At 73.6% G+C, this 14013-nt stretch carries 11 protein-coding genes and 1 riboswitch; of the genes, 4 read left to right on the plus strand and 7 right to left on the minus strand.

Going from position 1 to position 14013, the window contains the following annotated elements:
* Window positions 1–62 precede the first annotated feature (62 nt).
* Both ACTMS0_RS02055 and ACTMS0_RS02060 read left to right on the plus strand, forming a co-directional pair.
* Window positions 63–1409, plus strand: a complete 1347-nt coding sequence (locus ACTMS0_RS02055; RefSeq protein WP_441153348.1) for a YibE/F family protein — start codon at window positions 63–65, stop codon at window positions 1407–1409.
* Between the two features lie 166 nt (window positions 1410–1575).
* A riboswitch (cyclic di-AMP (ydaO/yuaA leader) is annotated at window positions 1576–1706 on the plus strand.
* Window positions 1707–1710: 4 nt separating this feature from the next.
* On the plus strand, window positions 1711–2727 hold the full coding sequence (locus ACTMS0_RS02060) for a coiled-coil domain-containing protein (RefSeq protein WP_441153349.1): 1017 nt from the start codon (window positions 1711–1713) through the stop codon (window positions 2725–2727).
* Window positions 2728–2870: 143 nt separating this feature from the next.
* Here the strand turns inward: ACTMS0_RS02060 and ACTMS0_RS02065 are convergent, their stop codons facing one another.
* Complete coding sequence (locus ACTMS0_RS02065) at window positions 2871–3581, minus strand: carbonic anhydrase (RefSeq protein WP_441153350.1); 711 nt, start codon at window positions 3579–3581, stop codon at window positions 2871–2873.
* A 196-nt stretch (window positions 3582–3777) separates the two neighbouring features.
* Between ACTMS0_RS02065 and ACTMS0_RS02070 the strand changes: the two genes are divergently transcribed.
* Together ACTMS0_RS02070 and mycP are read left to right on the plus strand one after the other, a co-directional pair.
* Window positions 3778–4140, plus strand: coding sequence for a helix-turn-helix transcriptional regulator (locus ACTMS0_RS02070; protein WP_441153351.1), 363 nt, complete (start codon window positions 3778–3780; stop codon window positions 4138–4140).
* Window positions 4141–4149: 9 nt separating this feature from the next.
* Complete coding sequence (gene mycP, locus ACTMS0_RS02075) at window positions 4150–5385, plus strand: type VII secretion-associated serine protease mycosin (protein ID WP_441153352.1); 1236 nt, start codon at window positions 4150–4152, stop codon at window positions 5383–5385.
* A 218-nt stretch (window positions 5386–5603) separates the two neighbouring features.
* On the opposite strand, the gene ACTMS0_RS02080 is transcribed toward mycP, so the two are convergent.
* The 6 genes from ACTMS0_RS02080 to eccCa form a co-directional block, all read right to left on the minus strand.
* Entirely contained in the window at window positions 5604–6944 is a 1341-nt protein-coding gene (locus ACTMS0_RS02080; protein WP_441153353.1) for a WXG100 family type VII secretion target, read from the minus strand.
* A gap of 16 nt (window positions 6945–6960) precedes the next feature.
* Window positions 6961–7521 carry a hypothetical protein gene (locus tag ACTMS0_RS02085; RefSeq protein ID WP_441153354.1) on the minus strand — a complete coding sequence of 187 codons (561 nt, stop codon included), beginning with the start codon at window positions 7519–7521 and terminating at the stop codon, window positions 6961–6963.
* Window positions 7522–7553: 32 nt separating this feature from the next.
* On the minus strand, window positions 7554–9101 hold the full coding sequence (locus ACTMS0_RS02090; RefSeq protein WP_441153355.1) for a S8 family serine peptidase: 1548 nt from the start codon (window positions 9099–9101) through the stop codon (window positions 7554–7556).
* An 82-nt stretch (window positions 9102–9183) separates the two neighbouring features.
* Window positions 9184–9462 (minus strand): WXG100 family type VII secretion target, encoded by a 279-nt coding sequence (locus ACTMS0_RS02095; protein WP_441153356.1) that lies wholly within the window; start codon window positions 9460–9462, stop codon window positions 9184–9186.
* 28 nt (window positions 9463–9490) lie between these two features.
* Complete coding sequence (locus ACTMS0_RS02100; RefSeq protein ID WP_441153357.1) at window positions 9491–9799, minus strand: WXG100 family type VII secretion target; 309 nt, start codon at window positions 9797–9799, stop codon at window positions 9491–9493.
* 219 nt (window positions 9800–10018) lie between these two features.
* On the minus strand, window positions 10019–13981 hold the full coding sequence (gene eccCa / locus ACTMS0_RS02105) for a type VII secretion protein EccCa (RefSeq protein ID WP_441153358.1): 3963 nt from the start codon (window positions 13979–13981) through the stop codon (window positions 10019–10021).
* Window positions 13982–14013: the final 32 nt, after the last annotated feature.

The raw sequence follows: 14013 nt of genomic DNA on the forward strand, positions 1-14013 counted from the left end.
AAACGCTGAACCGACCGACCCGCCGGGCCGTACCCCGCCCTGGATTCGTTGGGAGACATTCGATGGGCGCCGACCACACCCGTCCCGCTCCGTCCGCCCCGCCCGGGGTGCGGCGGATCCTCATCGCGACGGTGGTCCCCCTCTTCCTCGCCACCCTGGTCGCCGCCCTGGTGCTCTGGCCGCGCGACGCCCGGGAGGCCGACGCGGGCACCGAGCCGCCCCGCTACCACGGCACGGTGACGAAGGTGGTGACCGAGCCGTGCCCGCCCACCCCGGAGGCGCCGCAGGGTGGTCCGGCCACCGGTGACGGCCCGTGCGGCACGGTGACGGTGCGGGTCGACCAGGGGCCGGACGCCGGGCAACAGGTCGAGACGCCGGTGCCGGCCGGTCCCGGCGCGCCCGAGGTCGCCGTCGGCGACGAGATCATCCTGGTCGAGCTGACCGACCCGGCCGACCCGTCGGCCAGCGCGTACAACATCGCGGAGCACCAGCGCGGCAAGCCGCTGATCTGGCTGGTGGCGCTCTTCGCCGCCGCGATCGTCGCGTTCGGCCGGTGGCGCGGCCTCGCCGCGCTCGCCGGCCTGGCCGCGAGCTTCGCCATCCTGCTGACGTTCGTCCTGCCCGGGATCAGCGCCGGCCGACCGCCGCTGCTGGTCGCGGTGGTCGGCGCCGCGCTGATCATGTTCGTGGTGCTGTACCTCACGCACGGCGTCACCGCGCAGACGTCGGTGGCGGTCCTCGGCACGCTGGGCAGCCTGGTGCTCACGGGGGTGCTCGGCACGCTCGCCACCGCGGCCACCCACCTGACCGGGTACGGCAGCGAGGAGGCCACCACGCTGTCGATGTTCCAGGCCGACGTCGACCTGCACGGCCTCCTGCTGGCCGGCATCATCATCGGTTCCCTGGGCGTACTGGACGACGTCACGGTGACCCAGGCGGCCACGGTCACCGAGCTGGCCCACGCCAACCCGGGACTGACCCGGGGCCAGCTCTACCGGTCCGCGACCCGCGTCGGCCGGGCACACATCGCCTCCACGGTGAACACCATCGTGCTGGCGTACGCGGGCGCCTCGCTGCCCGTCCTGCTCCTGCTGACCGCCGACTCGCGGGCCGCGACCCAGATCCTCACCACCGAGTTCCTCGCCCAGGAGATCGTCCGCAGCGCGGTCGCGACGCTCGGCCTGATCGCCGCGGTCCCGCTCACCACCGCGCTCGCCGCCCTGGTCACCACCGCCGGGCGGCGCGGCGGCGGAACGGCGGACGCGGACGTCCCCGCTCCGGCCCCCCGGCCGGCATCCGAACGGACGGACGCGCTGGAGGCGCTGAGCGCGCCGCGCGCCGGCACCACCGCCCCCGCCACCCCGGGTGGGTGGCCCGACCGAGACAGGAGCACGGACACCGGATGGTGAGACTCCGCACGGTGACGACGCGGTGCCACCCGCCTGATAGATGCGTCACTGATTACGCAGCGCGCTTACGGAATCGCGCATTTGGTCGGCTTCGGGACGTAGATCCCCAGCACTCCTGTCAGGTAACCTCGCTGCCGGTCACCGCCGAAGGCGCGCACAGGCGCCAGCGGGGCCACCGCCCAATCGCCGCGAGGCGAGCCGGGGAACCAGGTACGTGGGGTGAATCCGCGCCAGCGGTAGGGGCCGCTTCCGTCCCGAACCCGTCAGCTAACCCGGTCGGCGGTCGACGGAAGGGAACACTGTGACGGCACCCCTACGCCGCTGGTTGACACCCGTGGTGGCCGTGCTCGCCGCGCTGGCCGTCTTCGCCGGGCCCGCCCCGGCGTCGGCCGCCCCCACCACACCCCCCAAGCCCTCGGGGCACGACGGGGAGCCGAAGCTGCTCGGCGACCTCATCGAGTCCCGGAACCGCGAGTTCGTCAAGGCCAAGGCTCAGCTGGACAAGTCGAACAAGCGCCGGCTCGTCCTCGAACTGGAACTCCGGCGCGCGCAGGCCGACCTCGACGCCCTGGCCCCACAGGTGAACGAGATCGCCGCCCAGTCGTACCGGACCGGGCGGATCGGCGCGATGTCGATGCTCCTGGGCGCGAACACCCCCGACTCGTTCATCGCCCGCGCGTCGGCGCTGGACGAGCTGAACCTCGTCAACGACAAGCGCCTCGCCGTGGTCAACGCGGCGAAGAACCGCGCCGAGCAGGCCAAGCTGGCCCTCGACGCGGAGGTCCGCGAGCAGCAGAAGCTGACCAACGACCTCAAGCGCGGCAAGACCGAGGCCGAGAAGGCCCTCCGCCTGGTCGGCGGACGGGGGCTCACCGGCGGCCTGGTCAGCGCCGAGTCGCCGGTCGCCCGGATCGCCCCGGGCCGCACCGCCGACGGCGACTGGCGGTCCGAGTCGTGCAGCGAGAACGACCCGACCACCAGCGGCTGTGTCACCCCCCGCACGCTGCACATGCACAACGAGGTGCGGCGGGCCGGGTTCAAGCGGTTCGTCGGCTGCCACCGGTCCGGCGGTCCGTTCGAGCACCCCAAGGGCCGGGCCTGCGACTGGTCGCTCCAGAACAGCGGGTTCCGCGCCTGGTACAACAACGACATGCGCCGGTACGGCAACGACCTCACCGCGTTCCTCGTCCGCAACGCCGACCGGCTCGGCATCTACTACGTGATCTGGAACCGGCAGATCTGGTTCCCGGCGACCGGCTGGAAGTCGTACAGCGGGCCGTCCGCCCACACCGACCACGTCCACGTGTCAATGCTGTAGCCGACGACTGAAAAGGGCCGCCCCGCGACGTGCGGGGCGGCCCTTTCGCGTAGGCCCGGCGGGGCGTGCGTCGTGGCGTTGGCGGTCGTCCGGCAGCGGCCCGGCGTATGTTCGGCAGCGGCCCGGGGGCGTGCGACGTCGGATCAGGCGGCGGCGCGGGCGGCCGGGTCCGCGCCGGACAGGTCGTCGGGGCCGGCCACCGTCCGCACCTCACCGGCGGCGAGGCGGTACGACATGCCGATGACCGCACACCGGCCGGCGGCCACGGCGGCGGCGAGCGCCTCCGATTCGTCCAGCATCGCCTCGACGGTCTGCGCGATGTGGATGTCGACGATCCCGCCGAGGTCGGTGACGCCCTCGGCGTCGGCCCGGCGCAGGCTGGGCACCACGGCGTCCACCACGGCCCGCAGGTGCCCGGGTGGCTGCGTGCCGGTCGCGTCCGCCTCACGGGCCGCCTGGACCGCCCCGCAGGAGTCGTGGCCGAGCACGACCACCAGCGGCGTGCCGAGCACGTCGACCGCGTACTCGACGCTGCCGAGCACCTCCGAGCCGAGGGTGTGCCCCGCGGTCCGCACCACGAACAGGTCACCCAGGCCGCGGTCGAAGATGATCTCGGCGGCGAGGCGGGAGTCGGAGCAGCCGACGATCACGGCGAACGGCTGCTGCCCGTCCGCCACCGCCGCCCGACGGCCCGCGTCCTGGTTGGGGTGGCGCGGTTCGCCGGTCACGAACCGCCGGTTGCCGGCGTACAGCTCGGCGAGCGCCTGTTCTGGGCCGGTCGGACCACCGACGGCGGCCCCGACGGGCTTCCGATCCGGGCCCGGCTGCGTGCCGGGCGTTCCGCGACGACTCATGCCCTCACCTCGTCCCTGCGGTGACGAACCTGGTGGGACCCGGACCGGCGCTGGACTCGGGCTGCCACCCACCGTCACACGCAGCAAAACACACGTCAAGGCATGCGTGATATGCACTTCATATGTCGCTGGCCCCTTGCGGGGTACCGGACGGGCGCTCTCGGGGTGGCGGGAAACCGGAACGGCGGGTCATACGATGTCGGACATGGCGACAGCAGGAGAGCAGGGGAGCACCCGGAACTGGACGTTCCTCACCAATCACGCGCACGTGCTGCTCGCCATCGCCCGCAACCCCACCGCCCGGCTGCGGGACGTGGCCGACGAGGTCGGCGTCACCGAGCGGGCCGCACAGGCGATCGTCGCCGATCTCGAGGCGGGTGGCTACCTCCGACGCACCCGGGTGGGCCGCCGCAACGAGTACACGCTGAACCCCTCCGGCCGCTTCCGGCACCCCGCCGAGGCCGACCGCCAGGTCGGCGCCCTCCTGGCGCTCTTCACCGAGGAGCCGGCAGGCGACGCCGTGGCGGGCGGCGCCCGCGCCGGTGACGGGCGGCGGTAGTCTCAGCGCGTGCGCGAGAGCTTCCGACCGGGCCGGCCCGCTCCCGCCCGCCGAGCCGGGGCACGAATCCTCCTGAGTGGAGCGGTTGTCCTCCTGCTCGGCACCGTCGTCATCGCGCCCGCCCCGGCCGCGGCGGCACCCCGCTGCGGGCCGGCGGGCACGGCGGCGCCCGCCGAGACGCCCTGGCCGTTGCGACGACTGGAACCGGCGTCGGCGTGGCGGCTCTCCCGGGGCGCCGGGGTCACCGTCGCGGTCATCGACTCCGGGGTCTCGGCCACCCATCCCACGCTGCGGGGCCAGGTCCTCGAGGGGCGCGACTTCAACAGCCTGCCGCAGCAGCAGGGCCAGTGCGATCTCGCCGGGCACGGCACGATCGTGGCGGGGATCATCGCCGGCCGGGAGGGCACCGGGGTGCCGTTCAGCGGCATCGCGCCGCAGGCCCGGATCCTTCCGGTACGCGTCCTGCCCGACACCCGCACCACAGTGGACGAAGGCCTGCCGGGCGAGATCGCCCGGGCGATCCGGTGGGCGGTGGACAACGACGCCGACGTGGTCAACATGTCGCTGGTCACCCTGGACCGGCCGGAACTCGCCGACGCGGTGCGCTACGCGCTGGACGAGGGCGTGGTGGTGGTCGCGGCGGCCGGCAACCGGCAGGAGAACCAGCAGGACCTGCCCGCGTACCCGGCCGCGTACCCGGGCGTCATCGCGGTCGCCGGGGTGGACGAGCAGGGCGGCCACGTGGGCAGCTCGGTGAGCGGCGAGTACATCGACATCGCCGCCCCGGGCCTGAACATCGTGGGCCCCGCCCCGGGCGGCGACGGGTACCTGGCCGAACCGCAGGGCGGCACCAGCTTCGCCGCCGCGTACGTGTCCGGGGTGGTCGCGCTGGTGCGCTCCGCGTACCCCGACCTCAACCCGGAGCAGGTGGCCGACCGGCTCGCCCGGACGGCGGACAGCCCACCCGACGGCCACAACGCCGAGGTCGGTCACGGTGTGGTGAGCCCGTACCGGGCGGTGTCCACCCTGCTCGGCCACCGGACCGACCCGCCGCCCGACGCGCTGGCCGCACCGGCCCCACCCGAGGACCCGCTGGCCTGGCAACGCGACGTGGCGCTCTGGGTGGCCGCCACCGGCACACTGGTGGCCGTGCTGCTCCTCGCCGTCAAGCCGATCCTGGACCGGGGACGCCGACGCGCCTGGCGACCGGGCCGCCGCCCGGCCGACCCCACCGCGACCACCTGACCGCACCCTCGGCCCGGCTTCACCTCACCGGCCCGCGATGCCGGCGGCATGGCGGCATTCCCGGCCTGAAACACCGCGATGCCCCCGGCATCGAATCGACCATGCACGCACGACACCGGCTCTCCGCCACGCGGAGGCGGACGAGCCGCCACCGGACGCGACACCGCCCGCACCCGCTCCCTGATCGGGCGCGGTGCGGGCGGTGGCGTGACGTCGGATCAGCGCAGCACGCCGGGCGTGCCGCCGCCGTCCGCGCCCCAGACGTCCTCGTCCTCCTCCAGCCAGGTGTTGCGGGGGACCTCCTCGTCGCCGTACCCCGCCCCGCCGTGGCCACCCATCCCGGCGACGCCGGCCGCGCCACCGCGTGCGCCCCCGGCACCCCGGCCGGCGGCACCGGCAGCGCCCGCGCCCGGCACTCCCCGGCCGGCACCCCGGCCGCCGGCGCCCCGACCGGCGCCGGCCGCGCCGCCGCCCATCATCGGCGCCATGCCGGCACCCGCGCCCAGCTTGCCGCCCGCGCCGAGCCGCCCGCCGCCACCGCGGCCGCCGCCCCGACCCGCGCCGGCCCCGCCGCCCATCATGGGGGCCATGCCCGGGGTCACCGGGCGACCCAGCGCACCGCCACCCGGGATCATGCCGCCGCCAAGCCCGGCGCCACCACCGGCGCCGCCGCCCGCACCGAGACCGGTGGTGCCGGGCAGGCCGCCGGCTAGGCCGGGCGCGGTGGCGGTGCCGGCACCGGCCAGGCCACTGCCGTAGTCGTCGGCGAGGCTGCCGGTGCCCGGCGTGTACCCGGTGCCGGAGCCGTAACCGCCGCCGGCCAGGTCGGGGTGGGCGCCGGAGCCGATCCCCGGGGAGCCGGTGCCGGGCATACCGCCCGCGCCGACCGACGGCCCGCCGCCACCGATGCCGCCGGTGGAGGGCATCCCGCCCATGCTCGGCGCCCCGCCGAGCCCGCCCCCGCCGCCCGGGCCGGTGCCGAGGTCCGGCGTACGCATGTCCGGCGCGGCACTGGCGCCCGGAGTGGTCGACCCCGGTGTCCGCTGGTCAATCGCCAGATACTCGCCACTGACGTCGCCGTAGACCTGGGCAGCTTCCTCCGACTTGTCGTTGATCCAGTCGTAGAGGCCGGTCAACGGGTCGAGCAGGCCCATGAAGTCCGGCTTCACCCGCATCTCGAACAGCCCGGTGTCGATGACGAGCCGGCCGTTACGCGCTTCCAGAACGTCGTTGACGCAGCTCGCGGGAACCGGGAACGAGGACTGGGCGGCGGTCAGCCGGTCCGCCGCGCTCCGCAGCGACTGGACGATGCCCTCCTGACCCTCGGCGTCCTCGACGACCTTCCCGGCGTTCGTCGCGATCGTCGTGACCTTCGTCTTGAAGGCCTCGTACGCTTCGCCCTTCCAGACCTCACCCAGATCCTTGACGTTGGTCTCCAGGCTCTCCTTGACCGCCGTCACGTTCTTCAGCAGCTGCTCCCAGAGCGAGGCGGCGGTGGCCACGTCACCCGGCCGGCCCGCCACCACCAACTGCTGGCACATCTCTTCCCAGCTGGGCACCGCTCACCCTCCCCGTTCAGGCCTTCTGCTTGGAGGCGTCGGTGAAGACGCGCTCCATCTCGGCGGCGGACATCGCGTTGGCCCGCTCGGCCGTCTCGTAGTTCTCCTTGACCTCCCGCAGCGCGTTCGCCGCCTGGTACAGGTCCTCGGCCAGCTTGCGGACGCTCTGCTGAGTGGTGGTGAAGAGCGAGGAGTGCTTCGTCGCCAGGTCCTGCGCCCGCGGGAACGTGCCGAGTGGACTCGTGCCGGTCGGCATTCCCGCGGTGGCGCTGCCGCCCATCCGGTCCTGGATCTCCACCATCTGGTACGACTGCTTGTGCAGGAAGTCGGCGTGCGACTCCAGCCACCGGATGGCCTCCTCCAGGCTGGTGGCGTCCCACTCCGTCCGCGCACCGGCCTCGTTCGCCCCCGGCATCAGCGCCGTCGGCCGCTCCGCCCGGTTGACGTTGTCCATCGTGATGCCGTCGAGGTGCACCGTGGGCGCCAACGGCGTGATGGGCACCGGTATCGGATTGTCCAGCCGGATCTCCTCCGGCTGCTCCGTCCGGTCCACCGGTGTCGTCCGGTCCTCCGTCATCGGTTCCTCCCCCTAGCCGACTCGGTCTTGACTTACTGCTGGTGCCCACCGGGTGCGGGCGGAGGCGGCGTGGGCCCGCCCGGCACCGCCGACGTCGGGCCGGACGGCGCGGGACCTGGCGCGAACCCGGACTGGCCGGTCGGCGGAACACCCGGCTGGCCGGCCGACCGGACGGGCTGGCCGGGCGCGAAGCCCGGCTGCCCCGGCGCAATGCCCGGCTGGCCCTGTTGGCCCGGCGCGAAGCCGGGCTGGCCGGGCGGGAACCCAGGCGGGCCTGAGGGGAAGCCCGGCTGGCCAGGCCGCCCCGGGTGTCCGGCGCCGGGCGGCGGGAAGCCCGGTGGCCGGAGACCGGGCGGACCCGCGGGCGGCCGGCGGCGGGAGCGCCGGATCAGCACCACGACGAGAACCACGAGGCCGATCGGAACGGCCAGACAGAACGCGCCGGTGATCCAGGCGCCCGGGCCCTTCTTCAGAGTGATCGCCACGGCCGGCCCGTCGTCCTCAGGGACCGCCCCCGCACGGGTCGGGGCGGCAGAGGCGTTGGCCGCGGACGTCAGCAACGGGTTGGACGGCACCGCCGGCACCGAACGGGTGAGCGCGGCGACCGGGTCGACGGCGCCGAAGCCGTACTGGTCGTCCCGCCCGGGCCCGCCACCGTCACGGGCGGTGCGGATCATCCGGTTGATCACATTGGCCGCGTCGAGGTCCGGGTAGCGGGCCCGGACCAGGGCCGTCACGCCGGAGACGATCGCACCGGCGTCGCTGGTGCCGCTGGCGACGCCGTACCCGTTCGGCGACACCGACCGCGGTCGCGGGGAGATGATGTCCTCCATCGGCCCGGCCAGCACCGCCTCCGGCCCGTGCACGCTCTCGGCGAAGGCCGTGCCCCGCTTGGTCAGGCCGGTCACGGCGATGACGCCGGGGATGTTGGCGGGACTGCTCACCCGCGTCGCGCCCTGCTTCCGGTTACCCGCGCTGGCGACGACGACCGCGTCCTTGTCGAGGGCGTGGCGGACGGCCTGCTCCAGTCGGACGCGCTCCGGGCCCGCGGTCACCGGCAGGGCTCCGTCCTTCTCGCCGAGAGAGACGTTGATCACGTCCGCCCCGGCGTCGGCGGCCCAGCGGATCCCCTCGGCGACGTCCTCCAGGTCGAATGTCGTACCCAGCCCGACCGGCAGGATCTTAGCCTCGGGTGCGATGCCCAGGTGCCGCATCTCGCCACCGCCCCGGGACGCGATGATGCCCGACATGGAGGTGCCGTGCGCCTTCTCCTTGTCGTCGTCGCGGCGGCCGTCGGAGGCGCTGGCGCTCCCGAGGCCGGTCCCCGGAAGCACCTGGCCGCGCAGCTCGGGGACGCTCGGGTCGACGCCGCTGTCGAGGACGGCCACCGTCACGCCGCGCCCCTTGGTGATCTGGTGCGCCTGCGAGATCTCGAGGGTGTCGAGATACCACTGGAGGCCGCGGACCGTGTCGGCGGCCCGAGCCGGGGCGGGCGCGGCCAGCGGACCGGCACCGACGGCCAGGGCCACGGCGGCGGCGGTCAGCGCCAGCGGCCGCCGGAAACGATTCCCCGTACGCATGATTCCCCCAGGACCACTCGGGCGCGAACACGGCGCGGCTCCGGCCCGGTCTGACCGGACCGGAGCCGCGTCGACGTTCGGATCAGCCCCACACCTTGGCGTTGCTCATCTCGGTGTTGACGTAGTTCTCGCGGGCGATGCCCACGGCGCCACCGATCTCGTTCAGGATGCGGTTGATGTCGCGCACGGCCGAATCCCACTGGGCCTGGTGCTGCTCGTAGGCGGCCCGGTCCTGGCCGTCCCACTCGAGCTTCGACAGCATCGAGCGCAGCGTGTCCAGCTTCTCGTCGATGGTCCGCGAGATGGTCTGCATCTGCTGGTTCGCGTTCTCGAGGACCGCGTAATCGACCTTGATGCTCATGAATTCCTCCCCTGCTCGTCTCGTCGGATCACGGGTTGAGAGCAGAGTGGAACTTGTCCAGCATCTGCTGCTGCTCTTCGTCGTTGACCTGGTGCGTCGTGCCCGACTTGTCGAGCAGGTCGGCGATGTTGTCCATCGCCGTCAGCAGCTTGGTGGTGTTCTCGTTCCAGTTCTGCATGAGCGTCTGGAACCCGGTGGACGCCTGGCCCTTCCACGCGATCGCCAGGTCGTCGACCACGTTCCACAGCTTCTTCAGCTCGCCGTCGACCTCGCTGCGCGTGGACCGCACGTCACTCGCGGCGGTATGCAGAGTCGCTGCTTCGACCTCGAACGCCATGCTTCACACCCTTCCGTCTTCTTGTGGCGGCGAATCTGCCGCGCCCCTCCCCCGCGGCAAGGCACGCAACCCCACCGACGGACACTCCTCAGGAGACCGTAGCGGACCGGCGCAACGGCGCGCAGCCCCACCCGGCCCCGAATGTGACCGACCGTGACCCGATCGTTGCCGGCAACGCTCCCACCCCCCCCGGTGCCGCACTCCACATCGGACCCTCGGTCAGGCCGGCTCTGACCAGGCGGTCTGGATGAGCTGCTGGCCGTCCCGCCGGCGGACCAGCGTGCCCCGCCCGGGTGGCTGCGGACTCGGCCGCAGGGTGCCGAAGACCGCGCCCTCCTCCCGATTGCCGGACATGAGCAGGCCTGGGGAGTCCAGCTCCCGGAGGCGTTGCAGCACCGGCTCGTACAGGGCCCGGGCCACACCGCCGACCCGCCGCGTGACGATCAGGTGCAGACCGATGTCGCGGGCCTGCGGCAGCAGCTCATGCAACGCGCTGAGCGGATTGCTCCCGCCCGACGCGACCAGGTCGTAGTCGTCCACCAGGATGTAGAGGTCCGGCCCCTTCCACCAGCTGCGGTCGCGCAGCTGCGCCGTGGTGACGTCCGGGCCGGGCAGCCGGTTCGACAGCGCGCTGCGGATCGAGGCCAGCCCCTGGGCGAAGACCTGGTTGGACGGCGCGTAGTCGAGCAGGTGGTCCCCCTCGACCGCGCCGAGCAACCCGCGCCGGTAGTCGGCGATGACGAGCCGGGCCTGGGCCGGGGTGTACCGCTCGGTGATCCCCCGGGCGATCAGCCGCAGCAGGTTCGTCTTGCCGCACTCCGCGTCGCCGAACACCGTCAGGTGCGGCTCGTTGGCCAGGTCCAGGTAGACGGGGGCGAGCGCGGACTCGTTGACACCGATCGGCAGACCGGGCGCCGAGCGGTCGATGATCCGGGCCAGCTCCGTGACGGGCAGCTTGCGCGGCAGCAGGCGTACCTTCGGCGCCGGCCGGCCGGGCCAGGCGGCCGCGACGTGCCGGGCGAGGGCGACCGACGCCTCGGTCAGGTCCTCGATGCTGCGGCGGCCGTCGATCCGCGAGACCGCGGTGAGGAAGTGCAGCTTGTCGCGGGTGAGGCCGCGGCCGGGCGAGCCGGTCGGGACGTTCGCGGCGGCCCGCCGGTCGATCTCCGACTCGTTCGCGTCGCCGAGGCGAAGTTCCAGCTTGGTGCCGAGCAGATCGCGCATGTTGATCCGGATCTCCGCCCACCGGACGGCGGTCAGAATCACGTGTACGCCGAAGCCCAGCCCCCGGTTGGCCAGGTTGGTGATGGTCTGCTCCAGCTCCTCGTACTCCTGGCGCAGCGTGTTCCAGCCGTCGACCACGAGGAAGACGTCGCCGAACGGGTCGTCGGCGAACTCACCTGCGGCCCGTCGCCGGCGGTAGCTCGCCACGGAGTCGATGCCGTGCTGGGCGAACCGGGTCTCCCGGTCGTCCAGGACCGCCACCACCTCGGCCACGGTCCGCCGCACCGCCTCGGTGTCCCGCCGACCGGCGACGCCAGCCGTGTGCGGCAGCCCGTCCAGGCTGCGCAGCGCGCCACCACCGAAGTCGAGGCAGAAGAACTGCACCTCGCGCGGGGTGTGGGTGAGCGCGAGCGAAGCCAGCAGCGTCCGCAGCATCGTGCTCTTGCCGCTGAGCGAAGCACCCACGATCACCACGTTGCCGCCGGCGCCGCCCAGCTCCACCAGCAACGGGTCGCGACGCTGCTCGTACGGGCGGTCCACCACGCCCACCGGGACGGTGAGCTGCCCGCGACCCGCCCAGTTCGCGGTGCAGAGCCCGTACGTCGGGTGGGCGCTGAGCGCCGGCAGCAGTTCGCCGAGGCCGGGCGGGTCAGCCAGTGGCGGCAGCCAGACCTGGTGCGCCGGGCGGCCCTGCCCCGTGATCCGGTCGATCAGCACGTCGAGCATCGCCACGGCCTTGCCCTCGGCCGGCTGCTCCGGCTCCGGGATGGCCGGCACCGGCACCTGCGGGTCCCGCGCCGGGAGATAGTCCACGCCGTACGGCACGATCCGCCGCTGGACCAACGCCTGGGAGGCGGCGGCCGCCTGCCCCGGCGCCCGGTACGGCCCGGAGACGTACGCGGCCCGGAACCGGAGCATCGTGCTCGTGTCGGTCTTCAGGTACCCGTGGCCGGGGGCGTTGGGCAGCTCGTACGCGTCCGGCACGCCGAGCACGATCCGGCTCTCCACGGCGGAGAAGGTGCGCAGACCGATCCGGTACGACAGGTGCGTGTCCAGACCGCGCAGCTTGCCCTCCTCCAGGCGCTGGCTGGCCAGCAGCAGGTGCACCCCGAGCGAGCGGCCCAGCCGGCCGATCATCACGAAGAGGTCGATGAAGTCCGGCTTCGCGGCGAGCAGTTCGCTGAACTCGTCGCAGATGATGAGCAGGCTCGGCATCGGCTCCAGCGGCTCGCCGGCCGCCCGGGCCTTCTCGTAGTCGTACCGCGAGACGTAGTTGCCGGCCGCGCGCAGCACCTCCTGCCGCCGGGTCATCTCGCCGGCGAGCGCGTCCCGCATACGGTCGACCAGCGGCAGCTCGTCGGCGAGGTTGGTGATCACCGCGCTGGTGTGGGGCAGCGCCTCCAGGGAGGCGAAGGTCGCGCCGCCCTTGAAGTCGACCAGGACGAAGTTCAGCTCCTCCGAGGAGTGGGTGACCGCGAGCGCGCCGACGATCGTCCGCAGCAGCTCGCTCTTGCCGGAACCGGTGGCGCCGATGACCAGGCCGTGCGGGCCCATGCCCTCGTGCGCGGATTCCTTGAAGTCCAGCTCGACCACGTTGCCGTCGGGCCCGACGCCGAGCGGGATGCGCAGTCGGTCGCGGTGGCTGCGCGGCCGCCAGGTCTGCCGGACGTCCAGTGTGGCGGCGTCTCCGACGCCGAGCAGGTCGGGCAGCTCCATGCTGCGGGCCAGCGGCTCGTCGGCGGTGGTCTGCTGCTGGGAGAGCCGCAACGGCGCCAGCTGCCGGGCCAGCCCCTCGGCCGCGGAGGCGCTCAGCCGGTCGGGCGTGCCGAGCCGGGACGACGTGGTGCCGCGGACCAGCTCCAGCGAGGTGCCGTCGCCCACGTCGAGACAGAGCAGCCAGCGGCCGGCGTCGCGCGGGACGGCGCCGGACAGGTCGATGACGGTGGCACCGAGCAGTCCCGGCCCCATCAGCTGGCAGGTCGCCGAGACCTCGCCGCCGTCGATCACCACGACCAGGTGCGGCGCCGTCGTCAGCGGCTTCGCCTCCGGGGCGAATCGGGGCCGACCGGCCAGCTCGCCGGCGAGCGACTCCTCCGCCTCGGCCAGACTGGGGAACACCAGCCGGCGCGCACCCGCCGCGTCGCTGCGTCCACTGTGGTGGGCGTGCGGAAGCCACTTCACCCAGTCCCAGACACCCTGCCGGTCGGGGGCGGCCACCACCGCGACGACCAGGTCGTCCGGCGCGTGGAAGGTCGCCAGCTGGCCGAGGGCGGCACGGGTCAGGTCCAGCATCGGCTCCCGGTCGCCGCGCAGCACCACCCGGCTGAACGCGCGCACCGAGAGCGCGGTCGGCAGGTCGGGCACGGTCGAGTGGGCGCGGACGAAGCGGCGCAGCGCGATCGCGCTCATCGGTTCCAGGTCCTCGACCGGCTTGGTCTCGGGCGGCACGATCTCCACCGCGAGACGCTGCGGGCCGGTGGCGATCCGGGTCTCGCCGAAGTCGTCCTCGGTGATCCGCCGCTCCCACAGCCGGCGCGACGCGGCGATCGACCAGAGGGCGTCCGGCTCCGGGTGGCGCCACGCCATCGCGGCCCGCTGCTGCTCGGCCGCGCGCCGGGTGCGCTTGCGCATCTGCGCCAGGTACCGCATGTAGTCGCGGCGATCCGCGTTGATCTCCGCCTTGTCGTTGTTGCCGTGACTCAGCGAGCCGATCGCCATGCCCAGCATCGAGATGCCGAAGAGACCACCGGCGACGTACGTCATCGTGCCGCCGCCACGCCCGGCGTAGAGGAACGCCATCGCCCCGACGCCGCAGACCATCGGCAGGATCATCAGCAGCTGACCCATCCCGCGTGGCGTCGGCTCCGGCAGCTCCGGCGGCGACTCCAGCAGGACCTCGCCCCGCGGCAGGGCCGGGCCCGGCTGGCGTGGCGGTCGGCGGAACACCACCGTGCTCACGGCTGTCTCCTCCCCCTGAGACGATCGCGCGG

Origin of the sequence: Micromonospora sp. H33 (genome assembly GCF_052068455.1) — a bacterium.
Lineage (GTDB): Bacteria > Actinomycetota > Actinomycetes > Mycobacteriales > Micromonosporaceae > Micromonospora.